Below are 18,551 nucleotides of genomic sequence, written 5' to 3'. Positions count from 1 at the left end.
TCACTCTGCCTCCAAATCCAGATCGCGAACAACTCCTCGCCATCTCGAAACGGTGGCCCGCGCATACAGGAATGACGGATGGAGGGGGGAAGAGCCATCGCGGATGCGCTTTTCGTCTCGTCGTCATTCCGGGCGAGCGGAGCGAGAGCCGGAACCCACGACGCGACGGGCATTCGAAACCCTTCGTTCACGGCCGCACCACCCGCACCACCGCGGCCGCCCCCGCCACCGCCGCCAGCGCCGCCATGGCGCCGGCCACCGGGCCGAGCGGGATGCCGAGGAACACGGTGGCGTCGCCGTAGCCGAGCAGGTCGGAGGCGGTGGTCGACAGCCGCCACGCCAGCATCGCCAGCACCAGCGCCGTCGCCAGGGCGGCGACCCGAACCAGCAGCCGGCGCGTCGGCGCCGGCAGCCGGACGGTCAGCAGGTCGACGGTGACGTGCTCGCTGCGCCAGGTGACGATCGGCAGGCCGGCGAACACGATCAGGCCGAGCAGCACCTCGGTCAGCTCGAACGCGCCGGGCAGCGGGCTTGCGAACAGGTAGCGGCCGACCACGTCCACGAAGGTGACCAGCATCATCGCGAACAGCAGCACCGAGGCGACCAGCTTGAGGCCGTCGGCCGCCAGCCGGCCGGCGCCGGCGAGCGGGGCGGGCGGGCGTCCCGGCAGTCCGGAACGCCCGCCGTTGCCGTCGCTCACTTGCCGGCCGCGGCGACGTCGGCCTTGAGCCGGGCGATCGCCGCCTGGCCGTCGATCCCGGCGTCCTTGGCGGCCGCCAGGAAGCCGTCCTCGACGCCGGCCAGCCTGGCGTGCAGGGCGTCGGTGAACGCCTTGTCGGCGGTCGCGAAGCTCACGCCCTCGGCGGTCATGGTCTTCATGCCGGCGGCATCGGCCGCGTCCCAGGCTTTGCCGGCGAGGCGGGCCATCGCCTCGCCCGAGACGCCGTCGATGGCGGCCTTGTCCTCGGCCGACAGCTTGCTCCAGGTGTCCGCGTTCATGATCACGAAGAACGAGGTGTTGTAGAGCCCGCCCGGCACCGAGGTGCCGTGCCGCACGATCTTGTCGATCTTGAAGAACGGCACCGATTCGGCCGGGAACAGGATGCCGTCGGCGACCCCGTTCGACAGGATCTCGTAGACCTTCGGCGACGGCGCCTGGACGCCGACCATGCCGAGGCGCTTGGCGACCTCGGCGACCACGCCGCCGCCGATCCGCATCTTCAGCCCCTCGGTGTCGGCGATCCCGGTCACCGCGGTCTTGCTGGTGAAGATCATGCCGGGGCCGTGGGTGAACACGGTCAGCAGGTGGACGCCGGCATGCTCGTCGGCCTTCGCCAGGGTCGTGGCGTGCAGCTTCCAGTACGCTACCGACAGCGCCTCGGCGGAATCCGACAGGAACGGCAGCTCGGCGACCGGGGTCAGCTTGAAGCGGCCCGGGGTGTAGCCGTGCACGCCGTAGCCGACGTCGGCGGCGCCGTTCTTGATCAGGTCGAACTGTGCCGGCGGCTTGCCGATCGGCGCCGCCATGATCTCGACCTTCACCCGGCCGTTGGTCGCGGCCTCGACCTGCTGGCCCCAGGGCGCCAGGATGTCGCGCACGATCGGGTGCGACGGTGGCAGCCAGTTGGAGACCCGCAGGGTGGTTTCGGCCCGGGCGCCGGCCGCCAGGCCGAGCGATGCCGCGATCCCGAGGCCGGCGGCGAAGACACCGGCAAACAAGCGACGCATGACGTGATCCCCTCTGTTCTTTGGTGAAGCCCTACCGCGATCCCTGCTCCGCGCCTTCTGTCTCGCGCACGCCGGGCACGGAGCCGGCGGGTGCGGCGGATGCCATGGCCTTGACCAGCTCGACCCTGACCTTGCCGAGCGCATTGCGCGGCAACTCGTCGACGAACACAACATCCTTGGGATGCTTGAAGCGGGCAAGCCGTCCCTGGAATCCGGCCAGCACGGTCTCCCGGTCGATCGCGGCACCCGGCGCGGCGACCACGACCGCCACCGGCACCTCGCCCCAGCGCGGGTCGGGCCGGCCGACCACCGCCGCCTCGGCGACCCCGTCGAGGGTGCGCAGCACGCGCTCCAGCTCGGCCGGGTAGACGTTCTCGCCGCCGGAGATGATCACGTTCTTGATGCGGTCGCGGAACCAGTAGGCGCCGTCGCCGTCGGCCAGCGCCAGGTCGCCGGTGCGGAACCAGCCGTCCCGGAACGCGGCGGCGGTCGCCGCGTCGTCGTCCCAGTAGCCGATCGCGACGTTGCCGCCCTTCACCTCGATCTCGCCGACGCTGCCCGTCGCAACTTCCCGGCCGTCGCCGTCGACCAGCCGGACCGCGCAGCCGGGCGCCGGCCGGCCGATCGAGCCGAGTTCGTCGGCCGGGTCGTCGACGGTCTGGAAGATCGCGACCGGCGCGGTCTCGGTGGCGCCGTACACCTGGATCACCGGTACGCCGCGATCGATGAACGGGGTCATCAGGTCGATCGGCACGTCCGACGACCCGGTCGCCACCGCCCGCAGCGACGACAGGTCGGTCGCCCGCCAGCGCGGGTGCTCGATCATCGCCTTCAGGGTCGCCGGCACCAGCACCGTCAGGGTCGGGCGCAGGGTCTCGATGGCGGCGAGCGCAGCGCCGGGATCGAACTTGTCGTGCAGGGTGACCGTGCCGCCGGCCTGCAGCACCGGGGTGGTCTGGATGTTCAGGCCGCCGACGTGGAACATCGGCAGCACCGTCAGCACGTGGTCGTTGGCCGTCATGGCGTGCATCGCCCGGGCATTCGCCGCGTTGGCGGCGATCGCGCCCTGGGTCAGCACCGCGCCCTTCGGCCGGCCGGTGGTGCCGGAGGTGTAGACGATCAGCAGCGGGTCGTCGTCGCTGCCGGAGTCCTCGATCGTGGCCGACGGCACCACCGCGGCCAGGCCGCCGGCCGTCGGGTCGCTGACATGCACCTCGCAGGTCGCGGGGTCGTGCAGGATCGCCTCGGCGTCGCCGGCGAAGGCCGGCTGCACCACCAGCAGCCTCGGCCCGCAGTCCAGCATGACGTAGCGCAGCTCCGGCGGGGCCAGCCGCCAGTTCAGCGGCACCAGGATGGCGCCGAGCCGGGCGGCCGCGAACAGCAGCGCCAGCATGTCGGGGGCGTTCGTGCCGAGCCACGCGACCCGGTCGCCGGGCCGGACGCCGTGGGCGTCGCGCAGCCACGCGGCGGTGCCGTCGACCAGCTCGGACAGCCGGCCGTAGTCCAGCACCTCGTCGCCGAAGCGGATGGCCGGGGCGTCGGGTCGCTCGTCGGCGTGGCGGTCGATCCAGTCGGCAAGAGACATTATTCGTCGACCTCGCCGGCCTCGTACAGGGCCTCGCGGCCGACCCGGTCGAGGCAGATCTCCGCCGTCCACGGCAGCATCAGCGACCCGCAGCGGCTGTCGCGGTACAGCCGCTCCAGCGGCAGGGACTTCAGCATCGACTGGCCGCCGCAGGTGCGGATCGCCAGCTGGCAGATCTCGTTGGCGTTCTCCATCACCGTGTACTGCGCCATGTAGGCCCGCAGCACCTGGTCCTTGCTGGGGTCGGCGCAGGCCTCGGTGACCGCCTGGAACCACAGCGCCTTGGTCTGCTCCAGCATCAGCCGCATCTGGGCAACGCCGAGCTGCTTGGTCGGGTACATCCGGCGCTTGACCGGCGGCAGCCCCGGCACCTCGCCGCGCAGGTAGGCGACCGTGAAGTCGTAGGCCGCCTGGGCGATGCCCATATAGGTCGGCGACAGGGTCATGAACATGTGCGGCCAGCGGGTCGCGGCCTGGTAGTAGACGCCGCGCGGCATCAGCTGGGCGTCGTCCGGGACGAACACGTCCTCCAGCAGCAGGGTGCGCGAGACCGTGCCGCGCATGCCGAGCGGATCCCAGTCACCGACCACCTTCACGCCCTCGGCGGTCGCCGGCACCGCGATGTACATGGTGTCGCGCCGCGACGGCCGCTCGCCCTCCTTCAGCTCGCCGCACAGCACCCCGTAGTAGTCGGCATGGCCGGACAGCGAGGCGAAGATCTTCTTGCCGTTGATCCGCCAGCCGCCGTCGACCCGCTTCGCACTGGTCGAGAACGGCACCACGCCGGCGGCCGCCGCTCCGCCCTCGGAGAACGGCTGGGCGTAGATCGCGCCGTCGTCGAGGATCCGGCGGTAGTGGATGGCCCGGCGCGCGCGATGGACGGCGCGGACCTCGTCGGGCATCTCCAGGTCCTCGGACAGCGGCCCGGTCCACAGGCACGAGCAGACGTGCATGTTCCAGGTCAATGCCGTCGCCCCGCAGTACCGGCCGATCTCGGCGGCGGTCAGCATGTAGGCCCGGAAGTCGGCGCCGCGGCCGCCGTCGGCCTCGGGCACGCAGATGCCGAGCAGGCCGGCGGTGTGCATGTCGCGGTAGTTCTCTGTCGGGAACCGGGCGTCGCGGTCGACCTCGGCGGCGCGGCCGGCGAACAGCCCCTTGCCGAGCCGGCGGGCCAGCGCGGTCAGCTCGGCCTCCTTGGCGGTCAGCCGGAACGCGTCGGGATCGAAGATCGGCGCGTCGGCCTCGACGCGGGAGAGGTCAAGGATGTCCATCGAGGGTCTCCGATTGCGTCATGCTTCCGCCGCGTCGTGGGTTCCGGATCGGTTCCTCTGACGAGGACCCGTCCGGAATGACGAAGGGGAGGGGGAGCCGATCAGCCCTCTTTCCCTGTCGTCATTCCGGGCAACCCCGGACTTGCTCCGGGGGCGACCCGGAACCCACCCGCCGCCGCGTCGCCCGGTCATGCCTGCACGCCCGCCAGGAACTCGCGGACCAGGGCGTTGAACGCCGCCGGCTGCTCCAGCGGCGCCATGTGGCCGGTGGCGGGCAGGCAGGCGTAGCCTGCGCCGGCGATCCTGCGGCTCATGCTCTCCATGGTCCGGGCCGGGGCGTTGCGGTCGACCTCGCCGGCGATCAGCAGGGTCGGCACCGCGATCGCCGCCATGTCGGCGAACCGGTCGAAACTGGCGAGGCACTTGATCGCCGCCCGGTAGGCGTCCGGCGGCACCGCCGCCATCGCCGCCCGGATCGCCGGCCCGGCGGCCGGGTCGGCGGCCGGCCCGACCAGCCGCTCGGCCGCCACCGCGGCGAGCTCGGCCATGGTCTGGCCGGCGTCGAGCGGCGCCAGCCGGTCGTTGACGAACTTCTCCTGGAAGCTGCCGTCCTTGCTGCCGAACGCCGCGGTGGTGCCGGACAGCACCAGGCTGCGCACCCGGCCGGGGCGGGTCGCCACGAACTCCTGCGCCACCATGCCGCCGATCGAATGGCCGAGCAGGTCGGCCTTGTCTGCGCCGAGTTCGTCCAGCAGCCCTTCCAGGGCGTCGGCCAGGCCGGCGAAGGTCATCTCGCCGGCAAGCGGGCTGCCGCCGTAGCCGGGCATGTTCCAGGCCACCACGTCGAAGGCGTCGGACAGCCCGTCGAGCTGCGGCGCGAAGGTCTCGGCGCCGCCGCCGATGCCGTGCATCAGCACCAGGGTGCGGCCGCCCCGGGAATCGCCGTGCGGGCCGCGGCGGAGGGTGGTGACGGTCATCGGCGGTTCTCCATCGTGTATCCGAGCGCCCGTCGCTGCGTGGGTCCCGGCCCGGTCGCGCCGAGGGCGGCGCGGCCGTCCGGGATGACGTCGGGAACAAGGGCGGTCCGACTTCTCAAATTGACGTCATCCCGGAGCGAGACGCCGAAGGCGGCGCGCATCCGGGACCCACCCGCCGCCGCGGCGGTCGGACGATTTCGGCTCACCGCAGGTCCTCCACCAGCTCGCCGGCGATCACCACCGGGGTACCGTCGAGCTCGATCGTGCAGCCGCGCACCGGCAGGTCGAAATGGCCCTTGGTGTAGCGCTTGGCGAACTCATTGGCGCCGGTCGAGTACAGGAAGTTGCCGGCGTAGGCGCGCAGCTCGGTGCCGTTGGTGTCGCGCTGGTCGTACATCGCCAACGCCTCGTAGCGCGCACCGGGGTTCATGCCGAAGCCGACATGGCTAGTGGCGTAGGCGTCGCGGTCCCCCCAGGCGGCGAAGTAGCGGCGCATCAGCTCGGCGTCGGTGCCGGCGCCCTCGATCGCGGTGACGTAGTCGTCGACCAGGGTCAGGGTCACCGGGCTTTCCAGGTAGCGCTTGAAGGTCAGGTTGACGTCGCCGGCGTCCAGCACCAGCCGGCCGTTCACCGAGCCGGCGCGCGGGAAGCTGACGACGATCCCGGCCGGCCAGTGCGCCACCGTGCGCGGCCGGTCGCACCAGCCCCAGACCCCGACCGTCGACGCCTCGCGCATGTCGACCGTCAGGTCGGTGCCGGCGGCCGAGGTCACGGTCATCGTGGCGGCGGCGCGCACCCGCTTGACCGCGTCCTTCACCCGGACGTCGTCGCCCGCGACCGGGACCAGCCGCTCGAGCGCGTCGGGGTGCTCGTTCGAGATCATCAGCAGGCGGGCGCCGTCGGCCAGCACCTGCGGCAGCTCCGGGGCGTGCAGCAGGCCCTCCACCGTCAGGTCGACCACCAGCCCGGACGCCTTCAGCGCCTGGATCGCCGCGGCCTGGCCGCCGAGCGCCGCCGAGGCGCCGGTCGAGCGCACCGGCACCGGGGCGTCCTGCGGCGGGGTCGGGACCACGACGTGGAACGGGCGGGCGCCCAGCCGCTGCAGCGCCAGCTCGGCGAGGTGGACGTTGAGGGCGCGCGACTGGGTCTCGGACAGCACGGCCACGGTCTCGCCGGGGGCGACCTTGCAGAGCTCGAACACCCGGGCGAAGGCGTCGATCCACTTGGCCTCGATCCGATCGGCGAGCATGGCCGTATCTCCCCCGTTGGCGACGCTCTGCACGGATCGGTCGCCGAAACAACTGGCGAAGCCTAGCAACGACTGTTATTTCATGAAAAGGCATAATTTCAGTTCTGAACGATTGGTGGAGGGCATGGCCACCGCTGCCCATCCGTCGGATAGCCGGGAGTTTCGCGACGCCCTCGGACGGTTCGCGACCGGGGTGACGATCGTCACCACGCTCGACGCTGGGGGCCGGCCGGTCGGGCTGACCGCCAACTCGTTCAACTCGGTCTCGCTCGACCCGCCGATGGTGCTGTGGAGCCTGGCGCGGCGGTCGGTCAACCTGCGCACCTTCCTCGACGCCGGCCACTTCGCGGTGAACGTGCTGGCGGCCGACCAGCGCGACCTGTCGGACCGGTTCGCGCGGCCGGTCGACGACCGTTTCGCCGGCGTCGAGTGGGAAGCCGGCACCGCCGGCGTGCCGGTGCTGGCCGGCGCCGTCGCCAGCTTCGAATGCGCCACCGACAGCCGGATCGAGGGTGGCGACCACGTCGTCTTCCTCGGCCGGGTCGCCCGTTTCCGCCACGCCGACAGGGAGCCGCTGATCTACCATGCGGGACGCTACAGCACCCCGGCCCGGCCCAGCTGAGACCGAACCGGCTGAAACCGGCCCGGCTGAGCCCGGCCCGGCCGAATCCGGCGCGCCCGAGCGCTTCGTCGACGGCTATCTGCTGTACCTGCTGGCGCGCGCCTCCAGCATCGCCAGCGCCGAGTTCCACACCCGCGTCAAGGAGCGCGGCGTCCCGATCCCGGTGTGGCGCATCCTGGCGGTGCTGAAGGGCACGGCCGGCGTCACCGTCGGCGAGCTGGCGGCGCGCTGCCTGGCCAACCAGCCGACCATCACCAAGACCGTCGACCGGATGCAGGCCCAGGGGCTGGTGGTGCGGATGACCGACGCCGGCGACCGCCGCCGGGTGTTCGTGCGTCTGACCCCGGCCGGCGAATCCCTGGTCGACGAGCTGATCGGCGACGCCCGCAAGCACCAGGCCATGCTGGAGCAGGCGATGGGCGTGGCCGAGAGCCGCGTGCTGGTCGACGCCCTGCAACGACTGATCGCAAGTACCGGCAGCGATTGCTAGGCAGAATCGTCCCGCCGCACGGTTAACGGTGGGGGACCGTCGGCGCGACTGTGTGCAACGCCGCCCGCGACTCCCCGCCGACCAAGACTCTCATTGGTTAAGCGCCGGTGCGGCACGCCGGTTGCTACCCGGACTCCGTTGCCCATCAGCAACGGGGGAGAGCCGATGAACGTTTCACGACCCCAGGAGCGCATCCTGGTCGCCAGCGGCGAGCGCGACGACCTGTTCCGCCTGCGCGAGGGCGCGCCGTGGCTGCCGGACGACGCGGTGGAATGGGTCGCGACCTCGGATCAGGCCTTGGACCTGCTGGCCCGACCGGGACACCCGTTCACCCTGGTCCTGGTCGACCGCGTGGTGGCACCCGGACCGGCGCCGTCGCTGTTCAGCTACATCCGGCGCGACCCCGACAGCCCCTATCCCGGCCTGGCGACGGCGCTGATCGGGACCGACATCACCGCAGCCGACGTCCGCCGGGCGACCCAGGCCGGCTGCGTGTTCACCCTCAGCCGCCCGTTCAGCCTGCCGGCGATCGCCGCGGCGGTGCAGCGCTGGCCGCTCGACCGCGCCGATTTCCTGGTCACCGGCGCCTATGTCGGGCCGGAGCGCCGGCGGGCCGGCGAGCGTGCGCCGGCCGACCGCCGGCTGACCGACGCCGCCGAGCAGGCGATCGCCTCGACGGCGCCGCTGTACGACATCGCGCCCGAGACCGTGGCCTTCCGGTTCAAGCGCTTTCCGGCAGGCAACGGCCAGGTGTCGTCCGCCATGCGGCTGCGCAACGGGCTGACCCGCGGCACCGTCGCCCCGGCGGCCGCGCACATCGTGGTGAAGAAGCGCGAGGGCCTGGGCGTGCTGGTCCGCCAGGCCGGCGCCATGGGCGATACCTGGCGGCAGCTGCAGGCCACCCTGGCGCCGCGGGCGCTGGCCCAGCTCAACGGCCAGGCCGTGCAGTCCTACCGGCTGTCGTCGCAGCGCGGCCTTCTGCTGCTGTCGGCGATCACCGGCTCGCTGGCGCGCTACAGCGCCGGCAGGCACCGACTGGGCCCGAAGCTGGTCGCCTTCCTGCGCGCCCATCTGGACGGCGTGTCGGCAGCACTGCGCCACCGCATCGACGACGACGGCGGCCCGGTCGGCCGCAACATCATGACCGAGCTCAAGGACGCCGAGCGGGCCTTCACCGGCCCGCAGGACGAGGCGCCCGGCGCGCCGGACTTCGAGGTCACCGCGCGGCGCGCCGGACGGGCGTAGGCCGTGGCCTACGGGCCGGCGGCCTCCGCCCGTGCCGGGCCGCAGCCGCAGCCGTCCAGCCCCGCCGACTTCGCGGTGGCGTCGGCGCGGCAGCACGCCTCGGGCTCGCCCGGTGCCGGGCCGCCGCAGCAACCGGTCGCGACCGTCGCCGAGGCGCTGCACACCCCGGTCTCCGGCAGCACCAGCCGTACCTCGCGCGCCGCCGCATGGTCGCCGGCGATCTCGGCGACCACCGAGCGGACCTGTTCGTAGCCGGTCGTCATCAGGAAGGTCGGCGCCCGGCCGTAGGACTTCATGCCGACGATGTAGAACCCGGGTTCCGGCTGCTTCAGCTCGGCCGCGCCGTGCGGCGGCACGGTGCCGCAGGAGTGGAGGTTCGGGTCGATCAGCGGCGCCAGGGCCGGCGGCGCCTGCAGGATCGGGTCGAGCTCGACGCGCAGCTCCTCCAGCATGCCCAGGGACGGGCGGAAGCCGGTCGCGACCACGATGCGATCGACCTCGATGCCGGTCGGTACACCGTCCAGGGTGGCGTCGACCCGGAGGCCGGCAGCGCTGCGGGTCACGCGTTCCGCGGCGAACGGTGCCAGAAGCTCGATCGATCCGGCGGCCAGCGCCCGCCCGACGGCGAGGCCGAGCGCGCCGCGGGCCGGCAGCTGGTCCGCGGCGCCGCCGCCGAGCGACAGGTCGGCGCGGGGGCGCCGCAGCGCCCACAGGACGCGCGTCCCCGGATGCGCCTCGTGCAGGCGCAGCAGGTCGAGGACGACGTTCATCGCGGAATCGCCGGCCCCCACCACCAGGACCCGCCGGTCGGCGTAGTCGCCACGATCCGCGCCCGGCACGTCCGGGATGCGGTAGGCGATCCGGTCGCCCGCATCCGCCTCGCCCGGCACCGGCAGCCCGTCGACGCCCATCGGGTTCGGCCGCCCCCAGGTGCCCGACGCGTCGAGCACGGCGCGGGCCAGGGTGCTGTGCTCGACGCCGCCGCGGTCCCGCCAGCGCACCACGAACGGCGCGGCCTCGCGACCGGCCGTGCGGCGGCGGTCGAAGCCGGCGCGGCTCACCGCGGTCACCGTGGCCTCCAGGTTCAGATGGGGCGCGATCGCCGGGTGGCCGGCGAGCGGCGTCAGGTAGTCCCGCACGATCTCGGCGCCGGTCGGCAGGCCGTCCGGATCCGGCGCCTGCCAGCCGCCGGCGACGAGTAGGGCGCGGGCCGCGTCGTCGATGTTGTAGCGCCACGGCGAGAACAGCCGGACATGACCCCAGTCGCTCATTGCCGCCCCGACCGTCGGGCCGCGCTCGAACACCCGCGGCGTCAGCCCGCGCTCGACCAGCCGGGCCGCCGCCGCCAGGCCGACCGGGCCGGCGCCGATCACCACGACGGGAAGATCTCCGTTCATGTCCTCACTCCTTCTGCATCGATGGATCGATGGTCGATGTATGGGCGCAAAAAAATTTCAGGCGCAGCAGGATCCCGGCAGGTCGCACGCCACCTTCTCGGATTCGATGAGGCAGCGGGTGACGTCCATCCAGGCGTCGACCGCAACCTTGAACGCCGCCCGTCCCTTGTCGGTGATGGTGTACACCCGCCGCTGGCGTCCGGAGACCACCTCGGTCTCGGACGTGACGTAGCCGCCTTCCTCGAACTCGCGCAGCACCGGATAGATCGTGCCTTCGGTGGGCGAGCAGCAGCCGTTGGTCGTTCGCTCGACGGCCCGCGCCATATCGTAGCCGTGCATCGGCCGCTGGTGCAGGACGCACAGGATGAAGAACTTGGACAGGCTCATCTTGATGGTGCCGTTCCAGTAGTCCCGGCTGAGGAAGTCGGGAGACGACTTGGCGGCGGCACGTGGACGCATCGAGGTTCTAGGCATGAGCCGGGATATATGCCTCGACCCTCGATGCGTCAAGGTCCCAATGGTGGAGCCGGCCCCCCGGGGGAAATCAGTGCGGCGGCGTGCGGGTCGTGTGCGCCGCCTCCACCGTCGGGCGGCCGGTCTGCCGGGCCTTGGACTCGCGGTGGGCGATGAACAGCGCGCTGGCGATGATGATCGCCGAGCCGATCCAGGTGTACAGCCCCGGGGTCTCGGCGAACATCGCGTAGCCGATCAGCGCCGACCACAGCAGCTGCAGGAACCGGGCGGTCTGCACCGCCGAGATCTCGCCGACCTTGAAGCCCTGCATCATCGCCAGGTGGCCGAGCGTCGCGAGCCCGGCGATGGCGATGGTCAGCAGCCACTCCTCGACCGTCGGCGCCCGCCACACCATCATCGCCGGCACGAAGGTGACCGCGGTCACGAAGACCGAGAGGTAGGCGACCACGGCCGGCCCGCTCTCGTGCCGGGTCAGCACCTTGGCGATCAGGTCCGAGGCCGCGAAGATCGGCGCGGCGATCAGCATGGCGATGGCGCCGGGGTCGACCTCGGCGAAGCCCGGCCGCACGATCAGCAGCGCCCCGAACAGGCCGGCGATCACCGCGGTGATGCGCGGCAGGCGGATCACCTCGCGCAGGAACAGGGCGGCGCCGATGGTGGCGAACACCGGGTTGGTGAAGCCGATCGCCGTGACCTCGGCCAGCGGGATCCGGCTCATCGCGTAGAACCACAGCATCACCCCGGTGCCGTGCATCAGGCCGCGCAGGGTGTGCAGCTTCCAGTTCGCCGCGGCGACGTCGGCCCAGCGCACCTTGACGAAGAACGGCACCAGGAACAGCAGCCCGAACCCGTAGCGCAGGAACGAGGTCTGGATCGGGTCCATGGTGGCGCCCACATAACGGACCAGGGCCATGAAGCTCGAGAAGATCAGCCCGGACAGGGCGACCCAGAACATTCCCTGGACGTTCGGCGGCACCGCCGCCAGGGCGGCACGCCATTGGGCGACGGGCGGCATACAGTGGATTCCGGATATGCTCGGCACCGGTGCCAACGAGGTGGCCGGCGCCTTGGGGAACGACAAGGGGAGCACGCAGCCATGACAGGATCAAGCCCGATCGCCCTGCCCGACAGCCTGGTCTCGACCGGCTGGCTGGCGGACAATCTGACCGCACCCGGCCTCAGGGTATTCGACACCACCTGCTTCCTGGTGCCGGACCCGAAGACCGCGCTGCGCGCCGAGAGCGGCCGCGCCAGCTACGAGGCCGGCCATATCCCGGGGGCCGGGTTCCTGGACATCACCGGTCCGGAGTTCTCCGACCCGTCCGGCCGCTTCCGCTTCACCATGCCGGCCCCGGAGCGGCTGGCCGCGGCGTTCGGCGCCCACGGCATCGGCGACGACACCGCGGTGGTGCTGTACGCCGCCGACAACCCGAGCTGGGCGACCCGGTTCTGGTGGATGCTGCAGGTCGCCGGCCACGACAACGCCGCCGTGCTGGACGGCGGGCTGAAGAAGTGGACGGCCGAGGGCCGGCCGGTCGAAGCCGGCGCCGAGCGCCACCCGGCCGCCACCCTGACCCCGAAGCCGCGCCCGCACTTGGTGGTCGACCGCGAAGGCGTGCTGGAGGCACTTGCGGCCGGGCACTGCGTGGTCAACGCCCTGACCCCGGAACAGCACGCCGGGACCGGCGGCACCCATTACGGCCGGCCGGGCCGGATCGCCGGCTCGGTCAACGTCGCCTCGCGCGACCTGCTGGACCCCTTGACCAATGCCTTCATTCCGCAGGCCGAGATCGAGGCGGCGATGCGGGCGGTCGGCGCGCTCCAGGCCGAGCGGGTGGTGCCGTATTGCGGCGGCGGCATCGCCGCCAGCGTCACGACGTTCTGGCTGACCCGGCTCGGCCACCGCAACGTGGCGCTGTACGACAACTCGCTCGGCGAGTGGGTGACCGACCCGGAGCTGCCGATGCAGACGGGGTGAGGGCGGTCGACGCCCGTCGCTTCGTGGGTCCCGGCTCTTCGCTGCGCTGCGGCCGGGAGGAGGACTGAGAAGAACGGCTCCCAAACCACCTCATCCCGGACGGGACGGCCGCGCGAGCGGGCGAACCGATCCGGGACCCACAGGTCGCCTCGTCGCCCGAGGGCTTGCCCCCCTCAGTCCGGGATCACCGCGATCACGTCGATCTCGACCAGCCATTCCGGGCGCGCCAGGGCGGACACCACGATGCCGGTCGATACCGGGTACACCCCCTTCAGCCACCTGCCGACCACCCGGTACACCGCCTCGCGGTAGCGCGGGTCGACCAGGTAGATGGTGATCTTGGTGATGTGCTCGAGCTCGGCGCCGGCCTCCTTCAGCAGCATGGCGACGTTGGCCATCGCCTGCTCGGCCTGGCCGGCGGCGTCGCCGACCGCCACGCTCTCGGAGCTGTCCAGGTCCTGGCCGATCTGGCCGCGCACGAACACCATGGCGCCGCGCGCCACCACCACCTGGCAGAGGTCGTTGTCGAGCTTCTGCTCGGGGTAGGTGTCGGCGGTGTTGAACCGGCGGATGCGGGTGTGGGCGACCATTGGGGGCTCCGGGTCAGAGGGCGAAGGCGTCGCACGGGTGCGGCCGGCCTATATCAGCGGGCCGCGGCGATCGGCGCACGCATTATTCGCCGATGGGGACGCCGTGCCTCAGCAGGGCCCGGCGCAGCGGCTCCAGGTGCCGGGCGTAGCGGCGCCAGTCCTCGATCCTGCGCTTGTCAAGACCGCCGCGGACGGCCGTGGCGCTCGCCGTGGCGACACGGTGATCGGCGCGGGCATAGTCCAGGCAGGCCGGGTCCCAGGGCAGGCCCGCATGATCCAGCATCCGGCGGATCCCGGCCTCCGGGTCGGCGATCAGGGCCTCGTAGCGGACGTCGAGCACGCCGCCGGGCCAGAGCCGGTTCCAATGCGCCATGTAGCGATCGTGGATGGCGATGAACTCGGCGATGTCCTCGAGGCTGCTCGAGTAGGTCTGGCCGGTCTCGAAGCGGCGCCGGAACTGCGACCAGCCGACCGCCATCGGGTCGCGCGCGAGATGGATGATCGGGGCTGCCGGAAACAGGCTCCTGATCAGGCCGACATGCATGAAGTTGTTCGGCATCTTGTCGGTGAAGAAGCAGCCCGGCAGGTCGACGGTCTCCCGGACCGAGGCGACGTACCGGGCCGCCATATCGTCCAGCCGGTCGTCGTCGAGATCGAGATGGCCGGTCGGGAAGCCGGCCAGCGACTTCGCCAACCGGTCGACGAACGGCAGCTCGCCGCCGCTCGCGACCTCGGAGTGCATGGACAGCATGCTCTCCACCAGCGTCGTGCCGGAACCGGGGAGCCCGATGATGAAGATCGGCGCCGCGGCCCCGCCGGCGGCGACCGCCGTCGCGCGGCGTCGCGGAGGGCTCGCCTCCAGGGTCGCCTGCAGGACCGCCCGGTTCAGGTCCATCTCGGGCGGCACGCGCTTGCGCCGCTCGCCGTTGCCCGTCTGCAGCCAGCCGAAGGCGGCATCCTCGTCACCGATCGCATCGTAGTGGTTGGCGAGCGCGAAGGCCGCCAGCTCGGCCGCGAAGCCGTCCATCGCCCCGCCGGCGAAGCGGTGCTTCACAGCCCGGACGGCGTGCTCGGGAACCCGGTCCGGGGCCGCCATGCCGAGGTGATACAGCGGCAGGACCGAATCCGGAGCGAGGATCCCGGCGCGCAGATAGGCGTGCACGGCAGTGTCGCGCTCTCCCGCCGCCTGGTTCCAGTGCCCGACCCCCAGCCACCCGTCCGCGACGCCGGGATCCAGCAGCACCGCCCGGCGCTCCGGTGCCGCGAACGGGCTCCGCATCGGGAGCGGCCACAGGATCCTGGTCAGCAGGATCCACAGCGTGACCATGGCCGGCCGGGCGACCAGGCCTCTGGCCAGACGGCAGACCGCCCGCTGCGGATCCGCCGGCGCCTCGTGCAGGGCGAGCGCCTGGGCCGCCAGGGTGCAGGTCGGATCGAGCGCCAGCGCCCGCCTGGCGGCGGCGAGGGCGCGGTCCGGCTGCCGGTCGTGGAAGGCGAAGGCGAAGACGTCCCAGGCCGCCGCGGCCCCCGGAGCGAGCCGCACCAGCCGGTCGGCGACCCCGCAGGCGCGGTCGGCATCGCCGCGCTTCAGGGCCTGGAGAACGTACGAGACCGCCTGGCCGACGCTCGTCAACCGGACCAATCGGGCGTCCTCCAGTCGCCTACCACGCATCCACGAAACCGCGCCCGGCGCCGTGGCGGACCGGGACGACGCCGGCGGCCCGCATGATGTGGCCTCGGGTCTCCATCGGGTCGATGACCGCGTCAATCTCGGTGGCGGACGCGTAGGCGACGGCCTTGCCCTGAGCGTAGAGGTCCGCGAGCAGCCTGTCGAACAGAGCCTGCTTCTCCGCTGGCCCCCCGGCGGCCTCGAGCTCCTTGCGGTAGCCCAGATGCACGGCGCCCTCCAGGCCCATGCCGCCGAACTCGCCGCTCGGCCAGGACACTGTCATCGCCGCTTCCTTGAAGCCGCCGGCGACCATCGCCATCGCGCCGAGCCCGTAGCCCTTGCGCAGCACCACCGCGAACAGCGGGACCGTCAGCGCCGCCCCGGTCACGAACATCCGGCAGACGTGGCGGACCAGCGCGGTCTTCTCGGCCTCCGGGCCGACCATGAAGCCGGGGGTGTCGCACAGCGAGATCAACGGCAGGCCGTGGGCCTCGCACAGCTGCATGAAGCGCGAGGCCTTGTCGGCGGCGTCGGCGTCGATCGCGCCGCCCAGGTGCTTGGGGTTGTTGGCGATTAGGCCGAACGGCCGGCCCTCGATGCGGATCAGCGCCGTCACCATGCCGGGCGCCCAGCCGGCCCGCAGCTCTAGCACCGAGCCGTCGTCGGCCATGGTGCCGATCACGTCGCGGATCTCGTAGACGCGCAAGCGGTTCTCCGGCACCACCCGGCGCAGCAGGCGCTGGTCGGGCGCGGTCCAGTCGGCCAGCGGCCCCTGGAAGTAGCCGAGGTATTTCTTGGCGACCGCGCAGGCCTCGGCCTCGTCCCGGACCCGGACGTCGACCACGCCGTTGGCGGCCTGCACGTCGATCGGGCCGATGTCCTCGGGCCGGTACACGCCGAGCCCGCCGCCCTCGATCATCGCCGGGCCGGCCATGCCGATGTTGCTGTCCTCGGTCGCGATGATGACGTCGCAGCAGCCCAGCAGCGCCGCGTTGCCGGCGAAGCAGCGGCCGGCGACCACGCCGACCACCGGCACCTTGCCCGACAGGGCGGCGAACGCTGCGAAGCTCGGGCCGTCGAGCCCCGAGACGGTGACCCGGTCGGTGTCGCCGGGCCGGCCACCGCCGCCCTCGGCCAGCAGCACCAGCGGGATCTCGTGCTTGCCGGCGAGGGTGAAGATCCGGTCGAGCTTGCGGTGGTGGCGCTGGCCCTGGGTGCCGGCCAGCACGGTGTAGTCGCCGATCGCGAAGGCGCAGCGCGCCGCCGCCTCGCCGAACAGCGCGCCGTTGACCCGGCCGGTGCCGGTCAGGATGCCGTCGCCCGAGGTGTTGCGGATCAGGTCGTCCGGGTCGCGGCGGCGGCTCTGGGCGGCGACCGCGAACTCGCCGTACTCGTTGAAGCTGCCGTCGTCGACCAGCGACGCCAGGTTCTCGCGCGCCGTGCGCTGGCCGCGGGCGTGGCGCTTGGCCACCGCCTCGGGCCGGGCGGCGTCGCGCCCGAGGTCGCGGCGGTCGAACACCTCCTGCAGGTCGGGACGGATGGCGTCCAGGTCGATCTCGGCCTCGACGACGGCCGCCGCCTCGGGTCCGTCGCCAAGCTCGATCGACAGGATCGGCTCGCCGGCCAGCAGGGTCCGGCCGGGCTCGGCCAGCAGCGTGCCGACACGGCCCGCGACCGGGGCCTCGACGGTGTGCTCCATCTTCATGGCTTCCAGCACGGCGACGACCTGGCCGCGGGCGACCGGCTCGCCCTCCGCGACCTGCAGGGCGACCACCGTGGCCTGCATCGGCGCGCCGACGGCCTGCTCGCCCGCCGGCACCGCCGTCGTCGACGCCTGTTCGGCGGGCCCTGACGCGGTCGCCCCGAAAGCCGGGCGCGAGAGGCCCTGCGCGGTCTCCGCCAGGATCGGGTAGCGGCCCTCGATGAAGCGGGTCGAGACCGCGTAGTCCCGCAGCTCCGGCTGGGCGAGCAGGGCCCGCAGCCATTCCAAATTGGTGTCGCAGCCGGCGATCCGGAACTCGGCGAGCGCGCGACCGGTGCGGGCCAGCGCCGCCGGCCAGTCGGTGCCGCGCGCGATCACCTTGGCGAGCAGCGAGTCGTAGGCCGACGAGGTGCGGTAGCCGGCATAGCCGAAGCCGTCGACCCGGATCCCCGGGCCGGCCGGCGGGTCGTAGGCCGACAGCGTGCCGCCGGCCGGGACGATCGTGCCGTCCGCCTCGATCCGCTCCATGTTCACGCGGGCCTGGATGGCGGTGCCGCGCGGCCGGTCCGGCAGGTCCAGGTCGGCCAGCCTCGCGCCCCCGGCGATCCGCAGCTGCTGGGCGACCAGGTCGACGTCCCAGATCGCCTCGGTGACCGTGTGCTCGACCTGGATGCGCGGGTTGGCCTCGATGAAGAAGACCTCGCCGGTCGCGGTGTCCAGCAGGAACTCGAAGGTGCCGAGGCTGCGGTAGGCGCCGGCCTCGGCCATGGCGGCGGCGTAGCCGGCCAGGCGCCGGCGGAGATCGTCGGACAGGAACGGCGCCGGTGCGACCTCGATCAGCTTCTGGTGCCGGCGCTGCAGGGTGCAGTCGCGCTCGCCCAGCGTCGCCACGCCGCCGCGGCCATCGCCGAGCACCTGCACCTCGACGTGCCGGGCGGCGCCGATGAAACGCTCGGCATAGATTTCGGCCACACCGAACGCCGCCGCGGCCTCGCGCCGCGCCGCCTCGACCGCGGCAGCGACCTCGGCGGCCTGATGCACCACGCGCATGCCGCGGCCGCCGCCGCCGGCCACCGCCTTGATCACCATCGACGCCCCGTCCGGCAGCCCCGCCAGGAACGAAGCAGCCGCCGCGGCGTCCACGGGGACGGGCGTGCCTGGCAGGACCGGCACACCGCACCGGACGGCCAGCGCGCGGGCGAGGAGCTTGTCGCCGTACAGCGCCAGCGATCGCGGCGCCGGGCCGACGAAGCGCAGCCCCGCCGCCTCGACGGCGCCCGCGAATGCCGGGTTCTCGCTCAGGAAGCCGTAGCCCGGATGCACGGCGTCGCAGCCGGCGCGGCGGGCGGCTTCGACCACGGCGGCAATGTCGAGATAGGCGCGGGCGCCGCGGCCGGGCAGCTTCTCCGCCCGGTCGGCCCGCAGCACGTGCAGCGCGGCGTCGTCGTCCTCGGGGTGGATCGCCACGCTCTCGATGCCGGCGTCGGCCGCGGTCCGGATGATGCGCAGGGCGATCTCGCCGCGGTTGGCGACCAGCAGGCGTCGAATTCCGTTCATGCGATGCGTCTCCCGCC

General features: G+C 72.6%; 16 protein-coding genes. 4 read left to right on the top strand and 12 right to left on the bottom strand.

What is annotated here, in order from left to right; translation table 11 throughout:
- Positions 1–187: 187 nt before the first annotated feature.
- The 6 genes from IE246_RS27695 to IE246_RS27670 form a co-directional block, all read right to left on the bottom strand.
- Positions 188–700 carry a TRAP transporter small permease gene (locus IE246_RS27695; RefSeq protein WP_189995908.1) on the bottom strand — a complete coding sequence of 171 codons (513 nt, stop codon included), beginning with the start codon at positions 698–700 and terminating at the stop codon, positions 188–190.
- A complete protein-coding gene (locus tag IE246_RS27690) occupies positions 697–1,728 on the bottom strand; it encodes a TRAP transporter substrate-binding protein (RefSeq protein WP_189995907.1) in 1,032 nt (343 codons plus the stop codon). The genes IE246_RS27695 and IE246_RS27690 overlap by 4 nt, the downstream gene beginning before the upstream one ends.
- A 31-nt stretch (positions 1,729–1,759) precedes the next feature.
- On the bottom strand, positions 1,760–3,313 hold the full coding sequence (locus tag IE246_RS27685) for a class I adenylate-forming enzyme family protein (protein WP_189995906.1): 1,554 nt from the start codon (positions 3,311–3,313) through the stop codon (positions 1,760–1,762).
- A complete protein-coding gene (locus IE246_RS27680; protein ID WP_189995905.1) occupies positions 3,313–4,584 on the bottom strand; it encodes an acyl-CoA dehydrogenase family protein in 1,272 nt (423 codons plus the stop codon). Before IE246_RS27680 ends, IE246_RS27685 begins: the two co-directional genes overlap by 1 nt.
- A 188-nt stretch (positions 4,585–4,772) precedes the next feature.
- Positions 4,773–5,561: an alpha/beta fold hydrolase gene (locus IE246_RS27675; RefSeq protein ID WP_189995904.1), complete on the bottom strand. Its 789-nt coding sequence runs from the start codon at positions 5,559–5,561 to the stop codon at positions 4,773–4,775.
- A 202-nt stretch (positions 5,562–5,763) separates the two neighbouring features.
- Positions 5,764–6,810, bottom strand: a complete 1,047-nt coding sequence (locus tag IE246_RS27670; protein ID WP_189995902.1) for a 2,5-dihydroxypyridine 5,6-dioxygenase NicX family protein — start codon at positions 6,808–6,810, stop codon at positions 5,764–5,766.
- Between the two features lie 124 nt (positions 6,811–6,934).
- Between IE246_RS27670 and IE246_RS27665 the strand changes: the two genes are divergently transcribed.
- The 3 genes from IE246_RS27665 to IE246_RS27655 all read left to right on the top strand — a co-directional run bounded on the left by IE246_RS27665 (position 6,935) and on the right by IE246_RS27655 (position 9,167).
- Complete coding sequence (locus IE246_RS27665; protein ID WP_189995900.1) at positions 6,935–7,432, top strand: flavin reductase family protein; 498 nt, start codon at positions 6,935–6,937, stop codon at positions 7,430–7,432.
- On the top strand, positions 7,395–7,922 hold the full coding sequence (locus IE246_RS27660; protein ID WP_189995897.1) for a MarR family winged helix-turn-helix transcriptional regulator: 528 nt from the start codon (positions 7,395–7,397) through the stop codon (positions 7,920–7,922). The genes IE246_RS27665 and IE246_RS27660 overlap by 38 nt, the downstream gene beginning before the upstream one ends.
- 165 nt (positions 7,923–8,087) lie before the next feature.
- Positions 8,088–9,167 carry a DNA-binding transcriptional response regulator gene (locus IE246_RS27655; protein ID WP_189995895.1) on the top strand — a complete coding sequence of 360 codons (1,080 nt, stop codon included), beginning with the start codon at positions 8,088–8,090 and terminating at the stop codon, positions 9,165–9,167.
- A gap of 8 nt (positions 9,168–9,175) precedes the next feature.
- Here the strand turns inward: IE246_RS27655 and IE246_RS27650 are convergent, their stop codons facing one another.
- From IE246_RS27650 to IE246_RS27640, 3 genes are all read right to left on the bottom strand, one after another.
- Positions 9,176–10,564 carry an FAD-dependent oxidoreductase gene (locus tag IE246_RS27650; protein ID WP_189995893.1) on the bottom strand — a complete coding sequence of 463 codons (1,389 nt, stop codon included), beginning with the start codon at positions 10,562–10,564 and terminating at the stop codon, positions 9,176–9,178.
- 57 nt (positions 10,565–10,621) lie between these two features.
- Complete coding sequence (locus tag IE246_RS27645) at positions 10,622–11,023, bottom strand: PadR family transcriptional regulator (protein WP_229837544.1); 402 nt, start codon at positions 11,021–11,023, stop codon at positions 10,622–10,624.
- Positions 11,024–11,108: 85 nt separating this feature from the next.
- Positions 11,109–12,053: a DMT family transporter gene (locus IE246_RS27640; protein WP_229837543.1), complete on the bottom strand. Its 945-nt coding sequence runs from the start codon at positions 12,051–12,053 to the stop codon at positions 11,109–11,111.
- A gap of 81 nt (positions 12,054–12,134) precedes the next feature.
- Between IE246_RS27640 and IE246_RS27635 the strand changes: the two genes are divergently transcribed.
- The gene (locus tag IE246_RS27635) at positions 12,135–13,016 is read left to right on the top strand and encodes a sulfurtransferase (RefSeq protein WP_189995890.1); all 882 of its coding nucleotides are present in this window, start codon (positions 12,135–12,137) and stop codon (positions 13,014–13,016) included.
- Positions 13,017–13,189: 173 nt separating this feature from the next.
- Here the strand turns inward: IE246_RS27635 and IE246_RS27630 are convergent, their stop codons facing one another.
- From IE246_RS27630 to IE246_RS27620, 3 genes are all read right to left on the bottom strand, one after another.
- Positions 13,190–13,606, bottom strand: coding sequence for a RidA family protein (locus tag IE246_RS27630; RefSeq protein WP_189995889.1), 417 nt, complete (start codon positions 13,604–13,606; stop codon positions 13,190–13,192).
- Positions 13,607–13,688: 82 nt separating this feature from the next.
- The gene (locus tag IE246_RS27625; RefSeq protein ID WP_189995887.1) at positions 13,689–15,248 is read right to left on the bottom strand and encodes a sulfotransferase; all 1,560 of its coding nucleotides are present in this window, start codon (positions 15,246–15,248) and stop codon (positions 13,689–13,691) included.
- A gap of 19 nt (positions 15,249–15,267) precedes the next feature.
- Complete coding sequence (locus IE246_RS27620) at positions 15,268–18,534, bottom strand: acetyl-CoA carboxylase family protein (RefSeq protein WP_189995885.1); 3,267 nt, start codon at positions 18,532–18,534, stop codon at positions 15,268–15,270.
- Positions 18,535–18,551: the final 17 nt, after the last annotated feature.

The organism is Thalassobaculum fulvum (genome assembly GCF_014652915.1).
GTDB classification, from domain to species: domain Bacteria; phylum Pseudomonadota; class Alphaproteobacteria; order Thalassobaculales; family Thalassobaculaceae; genus Thalassobaculum_A; species Thalassobaculum_A fulvum.
Note: the sequence above shows the minus strand (reverse complement) of the source record. Positions and strands in the feature narration are given on the sequence as shown.

Bases quoted from the DNA above. Each gene is read 5' to 3' on its own strand.
- IE246_RS27675 (WP_189995904.1), bottom strand. From the start codon at position 5,561: ATGACCGTCACCACCCTCCGCCGCGGCCCGCACGGCGATTCCCGGGGC.
- IE246_RS27680 (WP_189995905.1), bottom strand. From the start codon at position 4,584: ATGGACATCCTTGACCTCTCCCGCGTCGAGGCCGACGCGCCGATCTTC.
- IE246_RS27670 (WP_189995902.1), bottom strand. From the start codon at position 6,810: ATGCTCGCCGATCGGATCGAGGCCAAGTGGATCGACGCCTTCGCCCGG.
- IE246_RS27645 (WP_229837544.1), bottom strand. From the start codon at position 11,023: ATGCGTCCACGTGCCGCCGCCAAGTCGTCTCCCGACTTCCTCAGCCGG.
- IE246_RS27660 (WP_189995897.1), top strand. From the start codon at position 7,395: ATGCGGGACGCTACAGCACCCCGGCCCGGCCCAGCTGAGACCGAACCG.
- IE246_RS27635 (WP_189995890.1), top strand. From the start codon at position 12,135: ATGACAGGATCAAGCCCGATCGCCCTGCCCGACAGCCTGGTCTCGACC.
- IE246_RS27665 (WP_189995900.1), top strand. From the start codon at position 6,935: ATGGCCACCGCTGCCCATCCGTCGGATAGCCGGGAGTTTCGCGACGCC.
- IE246_RS27650 (WP_189995893.1), bottom strand. From the start codon at position 10,564: ATGAACGGAGATCTTCCCGTCGTGGTGATCGGCGCCGGCCCGGTCGGC.
- IE246_RS27630 (WP_189995889.1), bottom strand. From the start codon at position 13,606: ATGGTCGCCCACACCCGCATCCGCCGGTTCAACACCGCCGACACCTAC.
- IE246_RS27655 (WP_189995895.1), top strand. From the start codon at position 8,088: ATGAACGTTTCACGACCCCAGGAGCGCATCCTGGTCGCCAGCGGCGAG.
- IE246_RS27620 (WP_189995885.1), bottom strand. From the start codon at position 18,534: ATGAACGGAATTCGACGCCTGCTGGTCGCCAACCGCGGCGAGATCGCC.
- IE246_RS27640 (WP_229837543.1), bottom strand. From the start codon at position 12,053: ATGCCGCCCGTCGCCCAATGGCGTGCCGCCCTGGCGGCGGTGCCGCCG.
- IE246_RS27685 (WP_189995906.1), bottom strand. From the start codon at position 3,313: ATGTCTCTTGCCGACTGGATCGACCGCCACGCCGACGAGCGACCCGAC.
- IE246_RS27690 (WP_189995907.1), bottom strand. From the start codon at position 1,728: ATGCGTCGCTTGTTTGCCGGTGTCTTCGCCGCCGGCCTCGGGATCGCG.